The 23,549-nt window shown below is 72.1% G+C and carries 19 protein-coding genes; 12 read left to right on the top strand and 7 right to left on the bottom strand.

The genetic code is table 11. The annotated features are described in order from the left end of the window. Positions 1 to 42: 42 nt before the first annotated feature. Both ACFVGW_RS00945 and ACFVGW_RS00940 read left to right on the top strand, forming a co-directional pair. Positions 43 to 579 carry a WcaF family extracellular polysaccharide biosynthesis acetyltransferase gene (locus ACFVGW_RS00945; RefSeq protein WP_352189363.1) on the top strand — a complete coding sequence of 179 codons (537 nt, stop codon included), beginning with the start codon at positions 43 to 45 and terminating at the stop codon, positions 577 to 579. Beyond that, complete coding sequence (locus ACFVGW_RS00940) at positions 576 to 1,703, top strand: glycosyltransferase (RefSeq protein WP_385850196.1); 1,128 nt, start codon at positions 576 to 578, stop codon at positions 1,701 to 1,703. Before ACFVGW_RS00945 ends, ACFVGW_RS00940 begins: the two co-directional genes overlap by 4 nt. 70 nt (positions 1,704 to 1,773) lie before the next feature. On the opposite strand, the gene ACFVGW_RS00935 is transcribed toward ACFVGW_RS00940, so the two are convergent. The 3 genes from ACFVGW_RS00935 to gmd form a co-directional block, all read right to left on the bottom strand. Further along, positions 1,774 to 2,460, bottom strand: a complete 687-nt coding sequence (locus tag ACFVGW_RS00935; RefSeq protein ID WP_385850195.1) for a hypothetical protein — start codon at positions 2,458 to 2,460, stop codon at positions 1,774 to 1,776. A 77-nt stretch (positions 2,461 to 2,537) separates the two neighbouring features. Further along, a complete protein-coding gene (locus ACFVGW_RS00930; protein WP_385850194.1) occupies positions 2,538 to 5,261 on the bottom strand; it encodes a DNRLRE domain-containing protein in 2,724 nt (907 codons plus the stop codon). Positions 5,262 to 5,448: 187 nt separating this feature from the next. Beyond that, a complete protein-coding gene (gmd, locus tag ACFVGW_RS00925) occupies positions 5,449 to 6,462 on the bottom strand; it encodes a GDP-mannose 4,6-dehydratase (protein ID WP_385850193.1) in 1,014 nt (337 codons plus the stop codon). A 125-nt stretch (positions 6,463 to 6,587) separates the two neighbouring features. Here gmd and ACFVGW_RS00920 point away from each other — a divergent pair, with 125 nt between their 5' ends. Beyond that, positions 6,588 to 7,556: a GDP-L-fucose synthase family protein gene (locus ACFVGW_RS00920; RefSeq protein WP_385850192.1), complete on the top strand. Its 969-nt coding sequence runs from the start codon at positions 6,588 to 6,590 to the stop codon at positions 7,554 to 7,556. Between the two features lie 18 nt (positions 7,557 to 7,574). On the opposite strand, the gene ACFVGW_RS00915 is transcribed toward ACFVGW_RS00920, so the two are convergent. Next, positions 7,575 to 9,050, bottom strand: a complete 1,476-nt coding sequence (locus ACFVGW_RS00915) for a sugar transferase (RefSeq protein WP_385850191.1) — start codon at positions 9,048 to 9,050, stop codon at positions 7,575 to 7,577. Positions 9,051 to 9,385: 335 nt separating this feature from the next. On the opposite strand from ACFVGW_RS00915, the gene ACFVGW_RS00910 reads away from it, so the two are divergent. The 3 genes from ACFVGW_RS00910 (at position 9,386) to ACFVGW_RS00900 (ending at position 12,520) form a co-directional block, all read left to right on the top strand. After that, positions 9,386 to 10,363, top strand: coding sequence for an LCP family protein (locus ACFVGW_RS00910; RefSeq protein WP_385850190.1), 978 nt, complete (start codon positions 9,386 to 9,388; stop codon positions 10,361 to 10,363). Between the two features lie 115 nt (positions 10,364 to 10,478). After that, on the top strand, positions 10,479 to 12,011 hold the full coding sequence (locus ACFVGW_RS00905; protein ID WP_385850189.1) for a glycoside hydrolase family 71 protein: 1,533 nt from the start codon (positions 10,479 to 10,481) through the stop codon (positions 12,009 to 12,011). 35 nt (positions 12,012 to 12,046) lie between these two features. Beyond that, positions 12,047 to 12,520 carry a hypothetical protein gene (locus ACFVGW_RS00900; RefSeq protein WP_385850188.1) on the top strand — a complete coding sequence of 158 codons (474 nt, stop codon included), beginning with the start codon at positions 12,047 to 12,049 and terminating at the stop codon, positions 12,518 to 12,520. Between the two features lie 65 nt (positions 12,521 to 12,585). Here ACFVGW_RS00900 and ACFVGW_RS00895 read toward each other — a convergent pair whose 3' ends face one another. Continuing rightward, entirely contained in the window at positions 12,586 to 13,008 is a 423-nt protein-coding gene (locus ACFVGW_RS00895; RefSeq protein ID WP_385850187.1) for a DUF350 domain-containing protein, read from the bottom strand. 201 nt (positions 13,009 to 13,209) lie between these two features. Here ACFVGW_RS00895 and ACFVGW_RS00890 point away from each other — a divergent pair, with 201 nt between their 5' ends. The 6 genes from ACFVGW_RS00890 to ACFVGW_RS00865 all read left to right on the top strand — a co-directional run bounded on the left by ACFVGW_RS00890 (position 13,210) and on the right by ACFVGW_RS00865 (position 20,476). Beyond that, positions 13,210 to 13,773, top strand: a complete 564-nt coding sequence (locus ACFVGW_RS00890; protein ID WP_385850186.1) for a DoxX family protein — start codon at positions 13,210 to 13,212, stop codon at positions 13,771 to 13,773. 461 nt (positions 13,774 to 14,234) lie between these two features. Further along, on the top strand, positions 14,235 to 15,836 hold the full coding sequence (locus ACFVGW_RS00885) for a phosphodiester glycosidase family protein (protein WP_385850185.1): 1,602 nt from the start codon (positions 14,235 to 14,237) through the stop codon (positions 15,834 to 15,836). Positions 15,837 to 15,985: 149 nt separating this feature from the next. Beyond that, entirely contained in the window at positions 15,986 to 16,186 is a 201-nt protein-coding gene (locus ACFVGW_RS00880; RefSeq protein WP_385850184.1) for a DUF5988 family protein, read from the top strand. A gap of 156 nt (positions 16,187 to 16,342) precedes the next feature. After that, positions 16,343 to 17,302, top strand: a complete 960-nt coding sequence (locus ACFVGW_RS00875) for an NmrA/HSCARG family protein (protein ID WP_385850183.1) — start codon at positions 16,343 to 16,345, stop codon at positions 17,300 to 17,302. Between the two features lie 451 nt (positions 17,303 to 17,753). Further along, complete coding sequence (gene gdhA, locus ACFVGW_RS00870; protein ID WP_385850182.1) at positions 17,754 to 19,100, top strand: NADP-specific glutamate dehydrogenase; 1,347 nt, start codon at positions 17,754 to 17,756, stop codon at positions 19,098 to 19,100. A gap of 134 nt (positions 19,101 to 19,234) precedes the next feature. Beyond that, positions 19,235 to 20,476 carry a cation:proton antiporter gene (locus tag ACFVGW_RS00865; RefSeq protein WP_385850181.1) on the top strand — a complete coding sequence of 414 codons (1,242 nt, stop codon included), beginning with the start codon at positions 19,235 to 19,237 and terminating at the stop codon, positions 20,474 to 20,476. Positions 20,477 to 20,564: 88 nt separating this feature from the next. On the opposite strand, the gene ACFVGW_RS00860 is transcribed toward ACFVGW_RS00865, so the two are convergent. After that, complete coding sequence (locus ACFVGW_RS00860; protein ID WP_352189384.1) at positions 20,565 to 21,527, bottom strand: ABC transporter substrate-binding protein; 963 nt, start codon at positions 21,525 to 21,527, stop codon at positions 20,565 to 20,567. A gap of 3 nt (positions 21,528 to 21,530) precedes the next feature. Further along, positions 21,531 to 23,504 (bottom strand): ABC transporter permease, encoded by a 1,974-nt coding sequence (locus ACFVGW_RS00855; RefSeq protein ID WP_385850180.1) that lies wholly within the window; start codon positions 23,502 to 23,504, stop codon positions 21,531 to 21,533. Positions 23,505 to 23,549: the final 45 nt, after the last annotated feature.

Below are 23,549 nucleotides of genomic sequence, written 5' to 3'. Positions count from 1 at the left end.
TGAACGCCGGGTGCCTGGGGAGGCACCCGTGGGGGTGAACTCATGCGGAATCTCCCGGCCTTCACACTGGCCGGCTACGACAAGGGCCGCGGCAGGGCCGTGCAGGCCCTCTGGTTCGCGGTGATGAACACGGTCTTCATGGCCTGGTTCTGCCCGGCCCGGCTCCGGGTCGCGCTGCTGCGGGCCTTCGGCGCGACCATAGGCGACGGCGTGCTCATACGGCACCGGGTACGGATCCTGTGGCCGTGGAAGCTGACCGTCGGCGACCACACCTGGATCGGCGAGGGCGCCTGGCTGCTCAACCTGGAGCCCATCACGCTCGGCGCCCATGTCTGCCTCTCCCAGGAGGCGCTGCTCTGCACCGGCAGTCATGACCACCGTGCCGCGGACTTCCGCTACCGCAACGCCCCGATCGCCGTGGAGGACGGCGCCTGGGTCGCGGCCCGCGCCACCGTCCTCGCCGGGGTCACGGTCGGCCGGCACGCGGTCGTCGCCGCCGGGACGACGCTCCACAAGGATCTGCCCGAGCTGACGCTCCACACGGCCGACGGCCGCCGGCCGGTTCCGGTGCCCGCGTGAGCGGCCTCAGGATCCTCCACGCGGTCACTCTGCACAGCCCCACCCATGCCTTCGGCGGACCGGTGAGGGTCGCCGTGAACCTCTGCCGCGGGCTCGCCGCGCGCGGCCACCAGGCGCGGCTGACCGCACTCGGCGACGGCTTTCCAGGCCCCCTCCCGACCGACGTGGAGGGCGTGCCGGCCCGGCTCTACCAGGCCCGTTCGATCCTTCCGCTGGGCTTCAGCGGGATCACCTCGCCCGCGCTGCTCGCCGGGGCCCACGCGCTCGTCAGGGACGCCGACGTGGTCCATGTGCACCTCGCCCGCGATCTGGTCACCCTGCCCGTGGCGCTCGCCGCGCTCCGGGCGGGCCGCCCGCTGGTGCTCCAGACGCACGGCATGGTCGACCCCAGCGACAAGCCGCTGGCCAAGCTCCTCGACGCGGTCGCCGTCCGCCGTGTGCTGCGCCGGGCCTCCGCTCTGCTGTACCTGACGGACCGCGAGCGCCGGGACCTCGACGCGGTCGTCGGCGGCCCGCTCACCGGGGCCGTACGCCTGGTCAACGGCGTACCGGCCCAGGAACCGCGCCCGGCGCCCACCGGCCCGCCCCGCATCCTCTACGCGGCCCGGCTGCAGTCCCGTAAACGGCCCACGGACTTCGTCGCGGCCGTCCCCGAGATCCTGCGCCACCACCCGGACGCCACGTTCGTCCTCGCCGGACCGGACGAGGGGGAGCGGGCCGCCGTGGACGCCCTCGTCGCCGAGCTGGGGGTCGCCGACCGGGTGAGCCGCCCGGGGCCGCTGACGTCCGGGCAGATGCTCGACGAACTGCGCCGGGCGCATGTGTACGTCCTGCCGTCGGTCGACGAACCGTTCCCGATGTCCGTCCTGGAGTCGCTGTCGGTCGGCACCCCGGCCGTCGTCACCACCTCCAACGGCCTCGCGCGGGACGTCGAGGAGGCAGGCGCAGGACGGGTGGTCGCGGACGCCGCAGCCCTGGCCCCGGCCGTGTGCGCGCTCCTGGACCCCGGCGCGAACGACGCAGCCTCGGCGGCGGCCCGGAAGCTCGCGGCGGAGGCGTTCTCGATGGACGCGGTCCTCGACACCCTGCTCGGTGTCTACGGGAGGGCGACGGGCGGATCCTGACTCCGCCCGCGCACGGAGGAGCCCGGTCCGGCCACGACGACCGCACCGGGCTCTCTCGTACCTGCGGGTGCTACGCGGGCAGCCAGGCGTAGCAGGCACTGGAGGTGAACTCCCGTGTCCCCGAGGGGATCTTCGCGCGGACAGGACCCTCGGAGCCGGTCGCGGGGCCCGACGCGAGGACCTTTCCGTCCGCGCCGACCGCCTGCCAGGTACAGGCGGGGTCGGTGGTCAGAGCGCGGTACGTGCCCGCCTTCGGGCTCTTGAGCGTGCCGTCGGGGAAGCCGGTACCCGCCGTCGTGACCAGTGGCTTCTGCGCGGGGCAGAGATGCTCCACGACGGCCTCGGCGTCGGGGATGTCCCCGGCGACGATCGCGCCGACGGCCGCGTCCTTGTCCCGCTTGGCGGTGCGCTCCAGGCGCTGGCAGGACTCCTGCCCGGTCTGGAGGACGGCGGCCGGGTCCGTGTTCACCGGCACCCGCCCGCTCAGATACTTCTTCTCCTTCTCCGTGAACGAGCCGGTGACCGGCTTGAGCGCGGAGTCCGGCACGACCGGGCCCCTGGTCGCGGACGCGGTGGGACCGGCCGGTTCCGCCGCCTCCGCCTGACGGTCGGGCACGGCCGCCGAGCGCGTGGGCCCCGCGGCCTTCGGCGCCGCGCCGGCGCCCTCGTCCTGCGAGGAACAGGCGGACAGGGCGAGCAGCGCGGCGGCGAGCACGGCCGCCGCCGCTGCCGGGCGCCGGTGAAGAGGACGACGCATGAGGGAACTCCCGTGGTACGTCGGATGCGGGGCCCGGGTGACGGGCCCCGCATCCGTGATGGAGGTACGACGACCCGTTACGGAGCGCCGAAGGTCAGCACCAGCTGCGGAGTGCCCTCCGCGGCCGCCGCCTCGGACGACCAGAGCCACAGCGGGTCCGTACCGGTGCTGGTCAGCGCCAGACCGTACGAGCCGCCGAGTGCCGCCGCGACCGCCGTGGTGTCCAGCGGGGCCGAGTAGACGGCCGAGCCGTCCACCGCGCCGCTGAGCGTCCCGATCGGGTTCGCGTCGAGCGCCGGGCGGGTGTTGTACGTCAGCGTGTCCTCGGCCCACGAGCCCGTGATCGGCACGACCGACTGGGAGTCGGCCGAGCCCGCGCCGGTCATCGTGGTGGTCTTCACCGCGAGCCGGGCGCTCTTCAGGACCGTGCCCGCCGGAGCGGCCGGCAGTGCGAACCGGAGGTAGGACGCGTACGGCGAGGTGCCGCGGACCGCCAGCGAGCTGGACGTGCCGTAGTTGGTGCTCGGCGCGCCGGCGTTGGCGTAGGTGTCCTCGGACGCCGTGACGGTGGTGACGGTGTCGGCCGGGGCCTTCGCCAGGTTGTAGTGCTGGGAGACCTGCGTCCCGGTGAGCGCCGACGGGTAGACGGCGGCCTCGTCGATCTGGCCGGCGAAGAAGGTGCTCGTCGGCCGCAGCGGCCAGCTGGACAGGTTGTCCGCGCCGACGTGCCAGTAGCCGTCGTACTGCTGGTTGGTGGTGACGTTGTTGGAGCCGACCAGCTGTCCGTCGATGTACAGCCTCATGCCCTCGGGGCCCTGGGTGCCCACGGCGTGGTGCCACTGGCCGTTGTTGTACGAGCCGAGGGAGGTGAGTGTTCGGGTGGAGCCGGTGTACACGCCGAACACCACGTTGCCGAAGTTCGTCATGTACAGGTGCTTGTCGTAACTGCCGCTGTTCCGCGTCGTGTTGTTGCCGAAGCCGATCAGCTTGCCACCGCGGTTCGTGGTCGTCTTGAACCACGTCTCGACGGTGAAGGCGCCGGTGACGCTCTGCCGCCGGTCACTGTGGATCTGCTCGTCCGTACCGTTCAGCGCCACGGCCGTGGAGGCGCCGGAGACGGCCCCCGGGGTCTGGCGCAGCGCGGGGGCGTTGACGAACAGACCGCTGTTGTCGCCGCCGTCGGAGGAGTCGGCCGCGTACGGCGTGGTGGACTCGTCGAAGCGCCAGTACAGCTTGGCGCCGTCGGCGATCACCTTGGAGGCGTACGGCTCCGGCGAGGTCGGCACGGTCACCGTCGAGGTGGCGGAGAGGGCGCTGGTGTTGCCGTCCGCGTCGCCCGCGGTCACCCGGTAGCTGTAGGTCTGGCCCGGGGTCACGCCGGTGTCCTTGAAGGAGACCTGGGGGCGGGACCAGTGCAGCGAGCTTCCCTGGACGGTCGCGACCGGAGTCGCGGAACCGTTGCGGTAGACCTTGTACGTCAGCGTCGAGTCGTCCAGGTCGAGGCTGGAGCGCCAGCGGACCTGGACCGCGTTCGTTCCGACGGCGGCGGCGCTGGCGACCGGGACGGTCGGCGCGCCGGTGTCGGGACCGGACGCGAAGCGGGTCAGACCCTGCGCAGGGGCTCCGTTGGTGGTGGTGAACTCGCCGCCCACCCACATGTACTTGGTGGTTCCGGTGCCCGAGATGGCGAAGGCGCGCGGACCGATGCCCTCGCCGATGCCGTCGTTGGTGTCGGGGAACCAGCCGAGCTTGCCGGTCGACGTGGTCGGCTGGGCGAGCAGGTGGTAGCGGCGCCCGTCCGGGAACTCGCCGACGCTGGAGCAGTCGTGCGCGTGCGAGGCGCTGTAGAGCACGCCCTCGTAGGAGCGGACGGCCTGGGTGGCGCCCAGGCAGGTGTCACGCCAGCGCTGCTCGAAGTTCGAGAGGTTCAGCGCGATCCGGCCGTCGAAGACACCGCCGCCGGTGCCCTCGTTGCCGGTGTAGAAGCCCGTGGCGTCCGTCTCGATGTCCTTGACGACGGAGTTCGACGGGATCCAGCCGTTGGGGTAGGCCTTGGTGACGGCGCCGCTCGTGGCGTTCACCACGGCCAGCGCGTGCGAGTTGGACCCGTTGACGCTGAAGAAGTCACCGCCGAGCAGGACGTTCTGTCCGTCCGGGGTCACCTCGACGGCGCGGCCCGGCTCGTCGGCGTTGGCCGTGAACGGCAGCAGCGCGCCGGCGGTGGTGATGGCGGCGAACCGCTCGCGCGTCTGCCCCTCGACGGTCCCGAAGTCACCGGCCGCGTAGATGGTGGTGTCGGTGACGGCGAGCGCCCGCACGGTGGCGGGGAAGCTCGGGGTGAAGGACGCCCGCGGTGTGCAGGTGGCGATGTCGATCGCGGCGAGGCTGGAGACCGGGGTGCCGTTGACGGCGCCGAAGTATCCACCCGCGTACAGCGTCTTCTTGTCCGGCGAGACCACCAGGGTCCGCACGGTCGCGGTGCCGCTGCCGACGGTGAAGGAGAGGGCGCAGCCGGTCGGTGCGCCCGTGGCCGCGTCCATCGCGGCGAAGTTGACGGCGCTCCTCGGAGTGCCGGTGCCGCCGTCGGGCGGGCGCACCTCGGAGAAGGTGCCGCCGACGAAGACGGTGTCGTTCGCCTCGGCGAGCGCCCAGACGACACCGTTGGTCTGCCAGGTCGGCAGATCGTCCGCGGTGAAGGCCACCGGCGGCGTCAGTGCCGCGGCCGTCGGGGCCAGAGAGCCTCCGGCTCCGGCCGCGACGGTCAGGACGAGGGCAGCGGTAAGCCCCCAGGATCTACGCATGTTCCCCCCAGGCGTCATAGCCCAGTCAATGTGGCGTGAAGTGGTGCAACTGCCATCTGATGAATGCGAACTGTATGACGAAGTGGCAGTCGGTCAAGCCAACTTGACCAATTCCGTAGCTTCCGGCCCTGTGGAACCCCGGGACGCAGCCGCCCCTCGGGCCTCCGGCAGGACCGGAAGTCGCAGCTCAACGGTCGATGCGTACCGTCACGCCGGCCAACTGGGCCTCGACCAGCCGGACATCGGCGTCGACCATGATCCGCGCCAGCTCGTCGACCTGTACGGAGGGCTTCCAGCCAAGGAGGTCCCGGGCCTTGCTCGCGTCACCGATCAGCGCGTCCACCTCGCTGGGACGCTCGTACTTGGGGTCGTAGCGGACGTGCTCGGCCCAGTCGAGCCCCACGTGGGTGAAGGCCGTCTCCACGAACTGCCGTACGGTCGCGGCGACTCCGGTCGCCACCACGTAGTCGGTCGGCTCGTCCTGCTGGAGCATCCGCCACATCGCGTCGACGTACTCGGGGGCGTACCCCCAGTCGCGTACGGCGTCGAGGTTCCCGAGATAGAGCCGGTCCTGAAGTCCGGCCTTGATCCGGGCGACGGCCCGGGTCACCTTGCGCGTCACGAAGGTCTCGCCCCGGCGCGGCGACTCGTGGTTGAACAGCACGCCGTTCACGGCGAACATGTCATACGCCTCACGGTAGTTGACCGTCGTCCAGTAGGCGAAGACCTTGGCCGCGCCGTACGGGCTGCGCGGGTGGAACGGGGTCTGCTCGTTCTGGGGCGGTGGGGTCGCGCCGAACATCTCGGAGGAGGACGCCTGGTAGATCCGGGTGTCGACGCCGCTGGCCCGGATCGCCTCCAGGAGCCGCAGGGCGCCGAGCCCGGTGACATCACCCGTGTACAGCGGGGCGTCGAAGGAGACCCGCACATGGGACTGGGCGCCGAGGTTGTAGACCTCGTCGGGGCGTATGTCGCGGAGCAGGTTCACCAGGGCGACACCGTCCGAGAGGTCCGCGTGGTGCAGCACGAAGGAACGATTCACCTGCTGCGGATCCTGGTAGATGTGGTCGATCCGCTCGGTGTTGAAGCTGGACGAGCGGCGGACGAGGCCGTGCACGGTGTAGCCCTTGGACAGCAGCAGCTCGGCCAGGTACGAGCCGTCCTGTCCGGTGACGCCACTGATCAGTGCGGTCTTGCTCATGCGTCGTGCCCCTCCTTGGCGGGCCGGCCCCCAGCCGGTCCGTATCTTGCGGAAATGGTCTGATCCGAGCAGAAAATCCGGATCTGGTGTACTGCGGTCCCGCGCGGCCTGGCATGATCCGGGCCATGACTCAACCGACGAGCGTCTCCCCGAGCGCATCGACGTCGTACCTGCCCGAGCGAGCCCGGATATTCGTCGCGGGACACCGCGGCCTCGTCGGCTCCGCGATCACCCGCCGGCTCACGGCCGACGGACACGAGGTGATCACCCGGACCCGCGCCGAGCTGGACCTGAGGGACGCGGCGCGGACCGCCGCGTTCCTCGCCGAGGCCCGCCCCGACGCCGTGGTGCTCGCCGCCGCCAAGGTCGGCGGGATCATGGCGAACAGCACCTATCCGGTGCAGTTCCTGGAGGAGAACCTCCAGATCCAGCTCGCCGTCGTCGCCGGTGCGCACGCCGCCGGAGTCCGGCGCCTGCTCTTCCTCGGCTCGTCCTGCATCTACCCCCGGCTCGCGCCCCAGCCCATCAGCGAGGACGCGCTCCTGACCGGCCCGCTCGAACCCACCAACGAGGCCTACGCGCTGGCCAAGATCGCCGGAATCGTGCAGATCCAGGCGTACCGGAAGCAGTACGGCGCGCAGTACATCTCGGCGATGCCGACCAATCTCTACGGCCCCGGCGACAACTTCGACCTGGAGACCTCGCACGTCCTGCCCGCGCTGATCCGGCGCTTCCACGAGGCCCGCGAGGAGGGGCGGGAGGAGATCACGCTCTGGGGCTCGGGAACCCCTCGCCGTGAGTTCCTGCACGTCGACGACCTCGCCGCCGCCTGCGCCGTCCTGCTCCGCGGCTACGACGGCGACGAGCCGGTCAACATCGGCTGCGGCGAGGACCTCACCATCCGGGAACTGGCCGAGACCGTCGCCGGGGCGACGGGCTACCGGGGCCGGATCGCCTGGGACACGAGCAGGCCCGACGGCACCCCGCGCAAGCTCCTCGACGTGTCCCGCCTGACCGGACTCGGCTGGAAGCCCGCCGTCGCCCTGCCGGACGGGATCGCCGCCACCTACGCCTGGTGGCGGGAACAGCACTGATCTCATGCGGCCGGCCCGTCAGTACGCTCCGCGACCGTCGACGACGGCGCGGAACGTACGGGCCATGACATCCACGTCACTCGTGAACGACCAGTTGTCGACATAGTGCAGATCGAGCTCGACCGTCTCGTCCCACGACAGGTCCGAGCGGCCGCTGATCTGCCACAGCCCCGTCATCCCCGGCCGCACCGCGAGGCGCCGCAGCTCCACGTCCCCGTACCGGTCGACCTCCTCCGGCAGCGGCGGGCGCGGCCCGACCAGGGACATCGAACCGAGCAACACGTTGATCAGCTGGGGCAGTTCGTCGAGCGAGGTACGGCGAAGCAGCCGGCCCACGCGGGTCACGCGCGGATCGCGCCGCATCTTGAACATCAGCCCGTCGTGCTCGTTGGAGCGCTCCAGCTCCGCCTTGCGGGCGTCGGCGTCCAGGAACATCGTGCGGAACTTCCACATCACGAACGGCGCCCGGTCCTGGCCTATCCGCACCTGCCGGTAGAAGACCGGGCCGGCCGAGCCGAGCCGGACGGCGGCGCCGATCGCCAGGAAGGCCGGCGACAGCAGGAGCAGGCCGAGCCCGGCGCCGGCCCGGTCCAGCACGGACTTCAGGAGCGGCTGCACCCCGCTGCGCAGCGGGGGAGCGATCCGGAGCAGCGCCAGACCGGCGGCCGACGTGGTCTCGAGCCGCTTGACCGCGCACTCCACCAGGCCCGGGGCCAGGGCGAGTTCGGTCCCGGCGTCGTGCAGACCCCAGGAGAGCCTGCGCAGCCGCTCGCCCGCCATCAGGGGGCCCGCCGCGACCAGGACGACGTCCGCCTCCAGCTCGCGGGCGGCGGCCAGCACCTCCCGGGTGTCGCCGTCAGCGGTCTGCGGCATCGCGACGCCGAGCCGTGCCGCGACGGGCGCGCCGGTACGGACGGCGCCCTCGCCGATCGCGACGACACCGACCACCACGTACGGGTGCTCGGTCCGCCCGGCGAGATGCTCGGCGACGTCACCGGCGGCGGCGGGCTCGCCGAGTACCAGCACACGGGTCACCACCTGCGCCTCCCGGCGCGCCGCCACCAGGTGATGCCACGTCAGCTTCGAACAGACCAGGGTGAGTACCGGCGCCGGGAGCAGCACGACGAGACAGAGAAGTGCAGGGTGGTGCAGATCGGCGGCGGCCCGCAGCACGGCGAGGACCCCGAGCAGGATCAGCCAGTCGTGCAGGACGGGCAGACTGCCCCGTGACTCGCCGAGTTCGCGCCGCGCGTACCGCCGGCGCAGCGACCGTACCGCCGCCCACGCGAAGGCGGCCACGAGAGCGCTGGCATGGGCGTACGGCTGGCGCTCGACGTGCAGGATCAGCGCGACGGGCAGCCCCACGCCGAGCACGTCGACGGTCAGCGCGGCGACGGGATACCAGCGCGCCTTGGCGCGAGGACGCGTCGTCGTAACGCTCGAATCGGCCGCGGTTCGCGCGGAGTTGGTCTCAGATGTGCGCGCATGCCACATGTACCCCCCAGGCACGTGTCGACGTTCGCCACCTTGTTCGTCGACCCCCTGATCGACGAACAAGCGTCGCAACGCCGGAACAGTACGACATACGCGCGCACGTCCGCTGCAGTTCACGCGAACGACCTCAGAAGGTGATGGCGTATTCATCTCGTGACATGAGTGCCGGTGTGGTCACGGCCGGGCGCATGATACGTCTGGTCAAAGGGAGTTGGCGCACGTGAGGCGTGGAGAGAAGGGGTGGGAACGTGTCGGAGGGGGACGAGGTCACGGTGGGGGAGAGAGCCGGCAGTGTGGCGGAAAGCACACCCTCCGTCACACCCCGGAAGCGCCGAGTGAGCCCGAAGCGCGTCCTGTTGGCGGCCCTGGCCCTGCTCGGCGTCGGGGTTCTGATGGTCGGCGGCGCGGGCTGGTGGGCGGTCGAGCACTACACCGGGAAGGTCGACCGCATTCCGGGTGCGTTCCCGACCCACCTCCCGCCGGCGGAACAGCCCGCTCCCTCCAAGGGCGGTGAAACCTTCCTCCTCGTCGGCGTCGACAGCCGCTCCGACCTGCCCACCACCGGGCGCGACGCCAAGGCGCCGTCCTGGACGTACGGAGCCCAGCGCAGCGACACGATGATGCTGGTCCACCTCCCCGCCGACCACTCCAACGCCTACGTCGTCTCGCTGCCCCGCGACTCGTGGGTCGACATCCCCGGACACGGCACGGCCAAGCTCAACGCCGCCTTCTCCTGGGGCGGTCCGCCGCTGCTCATCGACACCGTCCAGCGCCTCACCGACGTTCGCGTCGACCACCTCGCGATCATCGACTGGGAGGGATTCAAGGAACTCACCGACGCGGTCGGCGGGGTCGACCTCCGGGTGGACGGCACGGTCCGCCACATGAACGGCACCGAGGCGCTCGTCTACGTCCGCGAGCGCAAGAACCTTCCCCGCGGCGACTTCGACCGCACCCACCGCCAGCAGAACTTCCTGCGCGCCGTCCTCACCAGGACGATGACCACGCGCAACCTCACCAATCCCGTCCGGGCCGCCGAACTGCTCGATACCCTCACCGCGAGCGTCAGCGTCGACGACCGGCTCAGCGACGCCGACCTGCGCGAACTCCTCTGGGACAACCGGTCGGTGAGGCCCGGCGACATGGTCTTCATGAACGCGCCCGTCGCCCGCACCGACACCGTCAAGGGCCAGTCCGTCGTCCTCCTCGACCGGCCGAAATCCGACGCGTTGTGGGCGGCGATGCGGAACGACACCCTGGCCGCGTACGTCGCAAGTCACCGCACCGACCGCCTCGGAAGCGGTACGTCGTAGGCTCGCGCGGCCCCCGCGCCACACGCCCGACGGTGGTTGTTCCGCCGTCCGCCATCGGCTGTACTACAGCCAGCCCGCGGCCCCGTGAAGGCCGCGACCGACCCTAAGGACGCCCATGGCGGACAAGTCCTCCGCCCGGACCCACCGGGCCCCGGGGCGGCGTCGCCTCGCCCCGGCCGTCGCCCTGGGCGTACTCCTCGCCGGGGCCCTCGCCGGCATCGGCGCGGCGAACTCGCTCCGCGCGAACGCCCCAGCAGAGGCGACCGGCACGTCCCCCGAGGCGTACAGCACCGCCCTCCCCTTCGACCTGCCGCCCACCTCCGAACTGCGCCGCTCGGGCAAGCTGGTCTTCGCCCACTACTTCACGCCGTACCCGCTCTCCCTGGACAACGAGCCCGCCGACCGCGACTACTACGCGCGCAACTACCTCACCGCGGAAGGCGAGAAGGGCCGGCACCAGGCGTACGGAGGGCTGCTGCGCGACCGTCCGCTCCCGGCTGCGCCCGAGACCGGGGACTGGGAACTGGCCCATCTGCGCCAGGAGGTCCGCACCGCCCGCGACGCGGGACTCGACGGCTTCACCCTCGATCTGCTCTCCGCGACCGGGCGCAACCGGGACCGCGCCGAGTTGCTGCTCCGCGCCGCCCACGAGGAGGACCCGGGCTTCCGGATCCAGCTCATGCCGGACATGACCTCCCTGACGTCGACCACCCCCGAAGGCCTCGCCGATTCGCTCGCGCAACTGGCCCGGAATCCCTCGGCCCACCGGCTCCCGGACGGCCGGCTCGTCGTCTCCCCGTTCAAGGCCGAGGAGAAGGACCCCGGCTGGTGGCGGCGGATGACGGCCGAACTGGAGACCCGGCACGGCATCCGCACCGCCCTCGTCCCGCTCTTCCTCGACTTCACACAGGAGCGGGACGCGTACGCGGCGATCAGCCACGGGTTCTCCGAGTGGGGCGCCCGCAGCGCCGCCCGCCAGGCGGGGGCGGTGGCGGACGCCGAACGGGCCCACCGCCTCGGGAAGATCTGGATGCAGCCGGTCTCCGTCCAGGACACCCGCCCCAACCAGGGCGTCTACGACGAGGCGGGCAACACCGAGACCCTGCGCGCGAGCTGGGCGGCCGCCATCGAATCCGACGCCGACTGGGTCCAGCTCACCACCTGGAACGACTACTCCGAAGGCACCCACGTCGCGCCGTCCCTGCACAACGGCTACGCCTATCTGGACCTCGCCTCCTACTACCTGACGCGGTTCAAGACCGGTGCCTGGCCGAGGATCCTGCGCGACACCCTCTATCTGACCTCACGCATCCAGTTCGCCGACGACCTCCCGCCCGCCGCCCGCCAGCCGCAGGTGATACGGCCCCGCGAGGGCACTGCGGCCCCCCGCGACACCGTCGAGGTGCTCTCCTTCCTCACGGCCCCCGCGGACGTCCGCGCGCGGACCGGGGACCGGGAGAGCGCCTACCGGGCGCCGTCCGGTGTGCACGCGCACCTGTTCCCGCTCCGTACGGGCCACAGCTCCGCGACCGTCGTACGGGCCGGGACGGCCACGACGCAGGTCACGACGCGCTACCCGGTCCGACGGCCGGTCGCCAGGCAGGACCTGCAGTACTACGCCGTGACGAGCGGACGCAGCCAGCGCTGAGCGCGGCTGTCGGAGGCGGGTCCTAGCGTGGGGGTATGACGACGAACCGGGGGACCTTCGAGGCGGCGACGGGCGACGACCCGCCGCTGCCGGAGGGCGACAGGGAACAGAGATCCCGTGAGGTACGGGCCGCGGTCGAAGGGCTGCTGCAGATACGGCGGCTGACCGGCGGCCGGGGAGGCGGCGATCCACGGCTGCACCCGGCCGATTGGGAGCGGAAGCAGCCCGTCCGCGCGGTGGCGCTCGCGCTGGAGGCGGCCGGTGTCGCGCCCTCCGCGGTCGACGCCTCGGGGGCCCGGACGGCGACCGGCTACCGGGTCACGGCCGGTGAGCGGCCCGGCACCGCGGTCGTGGAGTGGGCGGGGCCGCCCGGGGGCGGCGCGGCCCAGGCGGAGGAGTCCGCCCTGGGCGCGTGCGTACCCGTCCTGGAGCGGCTCGGCTGGGAGGCGCTGCTCTACCGGGGGCCGCGCCGCAGGCGGTTCCTCGAAGTCGAGCCGATGGCGCACTGAAGGGGCACCGAGGGGGCACTGAAGGGACGCAAGAGGCGGCGCGGTGCGGCTCGTGCCCGGTCGGTTCAGGCGATGGAGGCGGAGACGATCGCCGAGACCGCGATATTGCACGAGGCCGTGACCCAGACGGCCGGGTGGGGCTGCGGGTCCACGAGGGTGGCACCGAGCTTGCCCGGCGTGACCAGGTCCACGACCAGGAACGCCACGGCCATCATCACGAGGCCGAGGAGCCCGAAGGCGGCCGTCGAGGCGAGGCCCTTGCCGAAGTCGTCGTACGTCGTCCATATGGAGGTGAAGACGATGCCGCCGATGCCGAGCAGCGCGGAGCTCAGGAGCGTCGCGGCATTGCGGTTGCGCTCCTCCCAGATCTGCCGGCCGAGCTTCCCCGGCGTGAGCAGGTCCACGAGGACGATGCCCAGAATCAGCAGCACCACGCCGAGGGCGCCGTAGGCGGAGGCCCGGCCGAGGCCGTTGACGATGTCGCTCATGTGTTGCCGGCTCCGAGGGGATGGATCGTGAATGATCGCGGTCAAGGACCGGCAAAATGTAGCGCATGCGCCGGGGGCCGCCTCCGGGCGGGCGCCCACCTCGCCGCCGTCCCTGTATGGAGCAACAACGCATCGGCCTCGGCGCCCGCAGAGGTGAGAGTGGAAGTCGTACGGCTTCGGCTCTGCCCAGGGAGACCACAGATGACCACCCTCAACCGACGCGACCTCGGGCTTCTCGCCCTCCGGCTCGGTACCGGCGCCGTCCTCGTCGCGCACGGCACGCAGAAGCTGCTCGGCTGGTTCGGGGGCGGCGGAGTGGAGGGGACGGCGAAGGCGATGGAGGCGATGGGCTTCCACCCACCCCGCGAGAGCGCGATCGCCGCGGGACTCGGCGAGACGGGCGGCGGGGTGCTGCTCGCCCTCGGCCTGGCCACCCCCGCGGCCGGCGCCGCCGCGGCCGGAGCGATGGCGGGCGCGGTCTCCGTCCACGCCCCGGCCGGCTTCTTCGCCCAGAGCGGCGGCTTCGAGTACCCGGCCTTCCTCGGCTTCACGGCGGCCGCCATCGGCGTCGCGGGCGCCGGCCGCTACTCCCTCGACCACGCCACCGGCCACGTCGTGGACCGCCCCTGGGTCGTCGCCACCGCGTTCCTCGGCAGCGCCCTGGCGGCCGCCGCCGTCGTGGGCCGCCGAGCCCAGGCCCGGAGCGAGGCGGCCCACGGGGAGAACGGGGAGAACGGGAAGAACGGGGAGGGCAGTACCGACTGAGCGGACCTCTTCCTGACGCGGCGGCTCCCCGGTGATCCGGGGAGCCGCCGCGCTTCTGCGCGTCCGGACACCCGATCCACGTGCATCGCCGCAAATCGGCGCGTACGTCCATATCGCCTGTGAAAACGCGGTGTTCCACCCCTTCTACGGGGCGCCGCACGTTTAGGGCGTCATGGCCAATCCCCGACACGTTCCCGAACTCCACGCCGGCTACAGGCTGTCGACGGCCGTGGCCCCGGTGCGCTCCGCGGCACCGCACCTTCCCGCCCCCGAAACCTTTCGGGGGCGCACTCGTCATGACGGTGTGTGAGCCATGGGGCTCACGCGCGGCGTCGAGTCCTCCCGCGCCCACCTGGAGCGGAGCCTTCCACCGAGTTGCCTCGTCTGTTGTACTACGAGTCATCTCCCGGCAACTGACTGCGCTTTGCCTTGCCTTACGTTCCTACGACGGAAGGACGCTCATGCAGCGCAAGTCCCTCTCCCTCCTGGCGGCGGCTGCGACGGTTCTGGGCACGGCTTCGGCGGTGCCCGTCGCGGAGGCGGCCCCGCCGCAGGGCTCCGCGGCCGCCAGAGCATCGGCCGCCGTCGTCGCGCACCCGTTCGTCCCGAGCGCCCCTTCGGCGCACACCACCGTGGCACCGGGCGTGACGCTGACCACCACCACGTACGGCAAGCAGGACGCCGACGACCGGTGGACCGTCCACGTCTATCTGCCCGCGACCCCCGACGGTCCGCTCGCCTCCGCGGGTACGGCCCTCGGCCCCCGGGCCACCGCCGACCGGGTGGCCACGGCGCTGCGTGAGAAGGGGTTCGAGCCCCGCGTCGAGGAGGTCGTCGCCCCGGCCTTCGCCGACCGTCGTCCCGGAACCCTCGGCTGGACCGTCCGTGTCGGCCTCCACGCGAGCGAGGCCGACGCGACGGCACATCTGAACCTGGTCAAGTCCGCCGGATTCGCGGGCGGTACGCGGTACACCGCGCAGGACGGCACCGACAAGCGGGCGCCGCAGAAGGTCCACATGCTGCGGGTGGACTTCCGTACGTTCAAGGGCAGCGTGGGCACGGACTTCGGCCCCAAGCTCAACGGCACGGAGAAGCTGACCGACCTCATCGCCTCCACCGGCGCGCTCGCCGGCATCAACGGCCAGTGGTTCTACAACCAGGCGCCGGGTGGCCTGTACGTGAAGAACGGCAGGCTGCTGGGCTCCGCGACCCAAGGGCGGTCCGGCCTCAAGGTGACCAACGGCGGCCGCTCCTTCGCCGTGGACACCTACACGGCCCATGTGACGCTCAAGGCCGGGACGGAGACCGTCGAGGTCGACGGGGTGAACCGGCTGCCCGGCGACGTCTGGAACTGCGGTGGTGTCGGCGGCGACCTGCCCACACAGAAGCCGCAGCACGACCTCAGGTGCACCGACGACAGCGAACTGGTGCGCTTCACCCCCGAGTGGGGCGCCCCGCCGGCCGGTGCGGGCGCGGAGGCCGTGCTCGACGCCGCCGGCCGCGTGACGGCGGTGAACACCTCGCGCGGCGCGAGCGTGCCGGACGGCGGGTCGACCCTCCAGGCGACCGGCGCGAGCGCGCAGTGGCTGCTGGAACACGCCGTGGTCGGGCAGACACTGACGTTCTCCGAGCGGGTGGAGGACGGCAGGGGGCGCCAGGTGCCGCTCACATCGGACACCACGATCCTCCAGGTCGGCCCGACCCTGGTACGTCAGGGGAAGGTGTCGGTCAACGCCCAGGCGGACGGCATCATCAGGGACGGCGCGGACCAGACCTTCACGTACAACTGGACCCTGCGCGCCAACCCGCGCTCGATGGTCGGTGTGGACGAGCTGGGCAGGCTGATGCTCGTGGTCGTCGACGGCCGGCAGGCCGGCTACAGCGAGGGGCTCGGCGTCGCGCAGGCCGCTCAGCTGATGAGGCAGCTCGGCGCGCGCGAGGCGATGAACCTCGACGGCGGCGGCTCCAGCGTCCTCGCCACCGCCCGGTCGGGGATCGTCAACCGGCCCTCCGACGCGACGGGTCAGCGCTCGCTGGGCAACGTCCTGGTCATCCGCCCGTGACGTCCGCCTGACGACACCACCACGACCACCGGCCGTACGCGGGGAAGCCCCGCGTACGGCCGCCTCGTCCGCCGGGCCGGCCCTCGGCGGGTTCCCCCGACAGGCGTCTCCCGCGTGCGGCGGCCGGCCGGGGACGTGAGACTGCTGCCATGTCGCACAAGGTGTTTCTGGAGGGCGGGCCGGACGACCTCCCCGAGCGGATCGTGCAGGTCGAGACCCCCGGCGAGGACGTGAAGCTTCCGCATCTCGGCGGATACGAACACTTCAGGGAGACCCCCCGCCGCGAGGACACCGCCGCGGGGACCCTGCGGGTGTACGAGTGGTGGGAGCGTACGGAGATCGCCGAGTAGGCGAGCCCCGGATCGTCCGGATCGTCCGGAGAGACCCAGGCGGCCACCACCCTTGACGCGGCCCATGACGCGTACCGGCACGCATACCGGCACTCGTCCCGGGCACGCGCTGAGAAGACGTGGACGCGCGCGGCCAGGTGCGAGGCGAGTCGAGTCATGACCGAGAAGAAGATCATCACGGTGGTCGGGGCGACCGGGAACCAGGGCGGCGGACTCGTGCGCGCCATCCTGACCGACCCGGACGAGGAGTTCGCGGTACGGGCCGTCACCCGCCATCCCGGCGGCGACGCGGCGCAGGAGCTGAAGCGCCTCGGTGTCACCGACATCGTCCAGGCCGACATGGACGATCCGCCCAGCCTCGCCCCGGCCTTCGAGCACGCCTACGGGGCCTTCCTGGTCACCCCGTTCTGGGAGCACATGTCCGCCGCCCGGGAGAAGGACCAGGCCCTGGCGCTGGCCCGGGCGGCCTCGCACGCGGGTGTGCAGCACGCCGTCTGGTCCACGCTGGAGGACACGCGCGCGTGCATCCCGCTCGACGACGACCGGATGCCCACCCTCCAGGAGCACTACAAGGTGCCGCACTTCGACGGCAAGGCGGAGGCCGACCGGTACTTCACCGAGGAGGGCGTACCGACCACCTTCCTGCGCACCACCTTCTACTGGGAGAACCTCTTCGACTTCTTCACCCCGCAGCGCGGCGAGGACGGAACCCTCCAGCTGAACTTCCCCATGGGCGACCACCGGCTCTCGGGCATGGCCGCCGCCGACATCGGCAGGACCGCCCTGGCCATCCTCAAGCGGGGCACGGACCTCATCGCCGCCACGGTCAGCATCGCCGGGGAACACCTCAAGGTCGCCGACATCGCCTCCGCGCTCGGGGACGCCCACGGCGAGCCCGTGCTGTACCGGCCCCTGACGCCGGACGCGTACCGGGCGCAGGGGCATCCCGGCGCGGACGAGGCGGGGAACATGTTCCAGTTCTTCGCCGACTGCGAAGAGCCGTACACCAGGGCCCGCGACCTCACCGCCGCCCGTGACCTCAACCCCGCGCTGCAGGACTTCGCCACCTGGCTCGCCGCCCACCGCGACCAGGTGCGCCAGGCCTGGAAGGCCTGACCCCGGCGGCACGGCGGCCCTCACGGACGGAGCGCCCCCGCTCGCTCGACGCCGCGGCGAAGCGCCTGCGCCGTGTGTGAGGCCGGCTGACGCCCGTTCCCCGATCCGCCGGGGCGGCAGGGTTGCCGGTTCCGGGGCGGGGCAGTCGCCGGGGGAGGACCGACCACGAAACGAATCAGGCGATAGGACACTCCCCGAAGCCCAGGTCGGCGACTTCGTCGAAACCGTCTCCGCCGCTTCCTGACCGGCCCGCTCGCCGTCCGGCCGCCGTTCGCCCGCCCGTTCCCCGGCGTTCCGGCACCGCATGCCGTCCGGACGCCCGACCGAACGCGGATCGCCCCAACGGCCCCACGGGCCACCGCGTCCGGCAACAATTGCGGGACGTCGCCCCCACCGGGCAACGCGGTGCGGGCGACGGAACTTTCGGCGAGCAGAAGGCGAGACACCAGGCATGCACGTCAGCGCGCACATCGAGGCCGTCTACACCGAGATCTGCCGACGCAACCCCGGGGAGGCGGAGTTCCACCAGGCGGCGGCCGAAGTGCTCGACTCCCTGGCACCCGCCCTCGAACGGCATCCGGAGTTCGCGGAGACCGGGATCCTGGAGCGGCTCTGCGAGCCGGAGCGGCAGCTGCTCTTCCGGGTCCCGTGGGTCGACGACCAGGGCACCGTACGGGTGAACCGCGGCTTCCGGGTGGAGTTCAACAGCGCCCTCGGCCCCTACAAGGGCGGCTTGCGGTTCCACCCGAGCGTCAACCTCGGCATCGTGAAGTTCCTCGGTTTCGAGCAGATCTTCAAGAACGCGCTGACCGGCATGGCCATCGGCGGCGGCAAGGGTGGCGCCGACTTCGACCCCAAGGGCCGCTCGGACGCGGAGATCATGCGCTTCTGCCAGTCCTTCATGACCGAGCTGTACCGGCACCTGGGCGAGCACACCGACGTACCGGCGGGCGACATCGGCGTCGGGGCACGGGAGATCGGCTATCTCTTCGGCCAGTACAAGCGGATCACCAACCGGTACGAGTCCGGCGTCCTCACCGGAAAGCCGGTCGGCTGGGGCGGCTCGCACGTCCGTACCGAGGCGACGGGGTACGGCGCGGTCTACTTCGCCGAGGAGATGCTCACCACGCGCGGCGACGGCCTCGACGGACGCCGGGTGGTGGTCTCCGGTTCGGGGAACGTGGCCGTCTACGCCGCCGAGAAGGTGCACGCCCTGGGCGGCCGGGTCGTGGCCTGCAGCGATTCCTCCGGGTATCTGGTCGACGAGGACGGCATCGACCTGGAGCTGCTCAAGGACGTCAAGGAGGTACGCAGGGCCCGGATCTCCGCCTACGCGGAGGCGAAGCCGTCGGCCCGCTTCTCGGCCCGCGGCACGGTGTACGACGTCCCGTGCGACATCGCCCTGCCGTGCGCGACCCAGAACGAGCTGGGCCGCGACGACGCCGTCGCGCTGGTCAAGCACGGTGTCCTCGCCGTCGCCGAGGGCGCGAACATGCCCTGTACTCCGGACGCGGTGAAGGTGTTCCGGGAGGCGGGGGTCCTCTTCGGCCCGGGCAAGGCCGCCAACGCGGGTGGCGTGGCGACGTCGGCCCTGGAGATGCAGCAGAACGCGGCCCGCGACAGCTGGTCCTTCGAGGAGACGGAGGCGCGGCTCGCCACGGTCATGCGCGGCGTCCACGCCGAGTGCCGGTCCACCGCCGAGGCGTACGGCGGCAACGCGGAGGACTACGTGCTCGGCGCCAACGTCGCCGGGTTCCTGAAGGTGGCTCGGGCGATGGCGGCTCAGGGCGTCGTCTGACCCCCGTCCCGAGCGGCCCCGGCGCGTCACGGGGCCGCTCGGGGGTGGGGCGCGCCGCCTTCGGCGTGCTCCCACCGGCCGACGGGGGCGACGGCCGTACGCTGCGTCTGTCCGAGGCCCCTTCGAAAGCGCGGATGCTCTTGCTTGCCGTCACCGTCATCGCGGGCATTCTCTTCACCTGGTGCGTCCTGTCGCACCGGCTCGCGCGATGGAGCATCACCGCGCCGATCGCCATGATGGTCGCGGGCATCGCCCTCACCGCCGGCTCCGACCCGCCGCTCGTCTTCGACCTCGGCGACCTGGCCGGCTTCGAGCACGCCGTGGAGGTCGTCCTCGCGCTCCTGCTCTTCGTCGACGCGACCGAGGTGCCCAAGGGGGTCATCCGCCGGGAGCGGAGCGTCGTCGTCCGACTCCTCGGCGGCGCGCTCCCGCTCACGCTGGCCGCCGCCTTCCTCACCGCGCTCGCCTTCTTCCCCGACCAGCCGGGATGGGTGCTCGCGGTGCTGGCGACCGTCGTCGTCCCGCTCGATCTCGCGCCCACCGCCGCCGTGCTCCGGGACAAGCGCATCCCGGCGCGTCTTCGGGACGTGCTCAACGTCGAGGGCGGCCTGAACGACGGAATCGTCTCCCCGGTGTTCCTGCTCTGCGTCGCCGCCGCCGTCGAGTCCCACACGGCGAGCGACGACTACGCCGAGGCCGTCCTCGACGCGATCGCGGCGGCGGCCTGGGCCTTCGGAGCCGGATCACTCGTCGGCTACGCGGCCGGCCGGCTGCTGCGCGGGTCCTGGGCCAGGGGCTGGACCCAGCCCGCCGCGACGAGGCTCGCGGTGCTGAGCGTGCCGATCGCCGCGTACACCCTGTCCTCCGCGCTCGGAGGCAACGGTTTCGTCGCCTCCTTCGTCGCCGGTGTCTGCCTCGCCCCGTCGCTGCGGCAGTTGCCGAAGGACGCCGTGGAGATGACCGACGACCTGGTCACCCTGCTGACGCTCGCCCTGTGGTTCCTCTTCGGACAGATGGTCAACGACGAGTTCTGGGACGGCTTCCACCTCTCCGTCATCCTCTACGGGCTCCTCGCCGTCACCCTGGTCCGTGTCGTGCCGGTGCTGCTCGTGCTGATCGGTACGGACGTGTCCCTGAGCGACCGGCTCTTCCTGGGCTGGATGGGGCCCCGGGGCGTGACCACGGTGGTCTTCGGGCTCCTCGCCACGGTGGAGCTGCCGGCGGCCGGCGGCGGTGACTTCATCTCCCGCGTGATGGTGATCACCGTCATGGTCAGCGTCGTGCTGCACGGCCTGAGCACCGAACCCGTCGGCCGTCTGTACGCCCGCCGCCGACGCGTCTCGCCGGCGGAGCCCGAGCCACGGGGCGTGGACTGAGCCGTACCCCGCCCGGGCGGGACACGGCGGAACCGCGGGCGGCGGACCGCGGCGGACCGGGCCTGCGCCCGGTCCGCCGCGGACCGCGTCAGGACGGGATCCAGGCCCGCCAGGTGGCCTCGTTCTCCTTCACCCAGCGACCCGCCGCCTCCTGCGGCGACAGCTTCTGCTCCGCGATCATCAGGGCGACGTCGTTCTGCATCTCGGTCGTCCAGCGGAACTTCTTCAGGAAGGCGGCGGCGTCGCCTCCGCCGTCCGCGAAGCGGGCGTTGAGGAACTTCTGCAGGGGCGTGTGCGGATACGCGCAGGCCACCTTCTCCGGTTCGGCGTCGCAGCCCTCCTTGTACGCGGGCAGCTTCACCTCCGTCATCGGCACCCTCTCGAAGAGCCACTGGGGCTTGTACCAGTAGCTCAGGAAGGGCTTCTTCTCCTTGGCGAACTGCTTGATCTGCGTGATCTGCGCCGCCTCCGAGCCCGCGAACACGACCTGGTAGTCGAGGTCCAGGTTCTTCACGAGGGCCTTGTCGTTCGTGACGTAGGACGGGGAGCCGTCCAGCAGCTGGCCCTTGCCACCGCTCTCCGCGGTACGGAACTCGTCGGCGTACTTGTCCAGGTTCCTCCAGTCGGTGACGTCCGGGTGCTTCTCGGCGAAGTACGTCGGTACGAACCAGCCGATGTGGCCGGTCACCCCGAGATCGCCACCGCGCTCGATCGTCCCCTTGTCGTCGATGTACCGCTTCTCCTGCTCCGGGTGGCCCCAGTCCTCCAGGATGGCGTCCACCCGGCCCTGGCTGAGCGCGTCCCAGGCGGGCACCTCGTCGATCTGGACGGTGTCCACCCGGTAGCCGAGCTCGTGCTCCAGCAGGTACTGGGCGACGGCCACGTTGGCCTGCGCGCCCACCCACGACTGCACGGACAGGGTCACGGTGCGGGACCCCTTCGCGTCGGCGTACGGAGAGGCCTGGCGGGTCATGTCGGCGGCGCCGCAGCCGGTGAGACCGGCCGCCAGGGCGGCCGCGGTCACGAGTGCGGCGATGCGTGTACGAGCCATTTCTCAGGCCCCCTTTCCGGCGAGTGCGCGGCGTTCCGTCGGCTGGGTGACGCGGTCGAGCATCAGGCCGAGGCAGACGATCGCCGCGCCGGCGACCAGACCGGTCGCCAGGTCACCCTGGGCGAGACCGAAGACGGCGTCGTATCCGAGCGCGCCGCCGCCCACCAGGCCGCCGATGACGACCACGGCGAGCACGAGCACCACGCCCTGGTTGACGGCGAGCAGCAACGCGGGCCGGGCCAGTGGCAGCTGGACCTGGAACAGCTGCTGACGCCCGGTCGCGCCCAGCGAGCGCGAGGACTCCATCGCGGCCGGGTCCACTCCGCGCACGCCCTGGGCGGTGATCCGTACGACGGCGGGCAGCGCGTAGACCACGGCGGCCGCGACCGCCGGGGCGCGGCCCACGCCGAACAGGGCGACCACGGGGATCAGGTACACGAACTGCGGCATCGTCTGGAAGACGTCCAGCACCGGCCGCAGCGCCCGCCCCAGTCGGGTGCTGCGTGCCGCGGCGACTCCCAGGGCGACACCGAGCAGCAGCGTCACGGCGACGGCGGCCAGCACCTGGGACAGCGTGTCGAGCGCCGGGCCCCAGACGCCGAGCACCCCGATCGCCGCCATTGCGAGGACGGCCGTCGCGGCGGTACGCCAGGTGCCGATGAGCAGGGCGAGCGCGCCGACCGTCAGCAGGACCGCCCACCAGGGCAGCCACTGCAGGCCGTCGCGCAGGGGGTTGAGCACCCACGTGGTGAACCGTGCCGCCCAGTCGGCGGTGCCGCCGACGACCGGCACGCCGGAGTAGAGGTGCGCGGTCATCCAGTCGACCGCCCCGTTGACGGGCTCGGCGATGCCGACCGTCCAGGTGTCGGGCCAGGAGAGCCGGCCGGACAGCCGGCCCGCGACGGCGACGACGGCGGTCACCGCGAGAGCGACGGCCCAGCCGAGTCCGGCGTGGCGGGCGGGCGCCGCGCCGATCCGGTCTCCGGCCGCGGCGGTGACCCGGTCGAGGACCACGGCGAGCAGCACGATCGGCACGCCGGCCGCGAGCGCGGCACCGACGTCGACGGAGGCCAGCGCCTGGTAGACCCGGTCTCCGAGCCCGCCCGCGCCGATGACCGAGGCGATCACGGCCATGCCGAGCGCCATCATGATCGACTGGTTGACGCCGAGCAGAAGCTCCTTGCGGGCCAGCGGAAGGCGGGCGGTCAGCAGGCGCTGCCGCCCGGTGGCGCCGAGCGACGCGGCGGCCTCCATGACCCCGGCGTCCGCACCGCGCAGCCCCAGCGCGGTGAGACGGGCCATGGGCGGGGCGGCGTAGACGACGGTCGCGAGGACGGCCGCGGGCACGCCGATACCGAAGACCAGGACGACGGGCAGCAGATACGCGAACGCCGGCAGCACCTGCATGGTGTCGAGCACCGGACGCAGGATCCGGTGCATCCGGTCCGACAGGCCCGCGGCGAGGCCGAGGAGGCCTCCGAGCAGCACGGACGCGGCCACCGCGACCACCATCAGGGCGAGCGTCTGCATCGTGGGCACCCACATGCCGAGCACTCCGCACACGGCGAAGCCGGCGACGGAGGTCAGCGCGAGACGGACGCCCGCGACGCGCCAGGCCACCAGACCGGCGGCGGCGGTGACACCGGCCCAGCCGAGGGCGAGCAGCAGCAGGTAGACCGCGCGGACGGACACGACCACGACGTTGCTGACGTGCCCGAGGAAGTAGAGGAACAGCGGATGCCCGTCGCGGTTGTCGATGATCCAGTCGCTGGTGCGCTCCAGCGGCCCGGACAGGTCGACGGAGAGCCCCGAGGGCCAGCTGCCGCCGCCCAGGAGTACGGCGCCGAGGACGAGCGCGAGGGCGGCGCCGGCACCGATCAGCCGGCCGCGGTGGCGCGCGAGGGCGCGCAGCGCACCGGACCCGGCGTCACGGGCGGCCGTGGGGCCGGGAGGGACGGGAGTGACGGTGGTGGTCATCGGCCCCACCGCCCGGTGGCCGTGCCGTCGCGGCGCGCGGCCAGG

Origin of the sequence: Streptomyces sp. NPDC127129, from assembly GCF_042671585.1 — a bacterium.
GTDB lineage: Bacteria > Actinomycetota > Actinomycetes > Streptomycetales > Streptomycetaceae > Streptomyces.
This window is presented reverse-complemented; position numbering and strand designations above follow the sequence as displayed.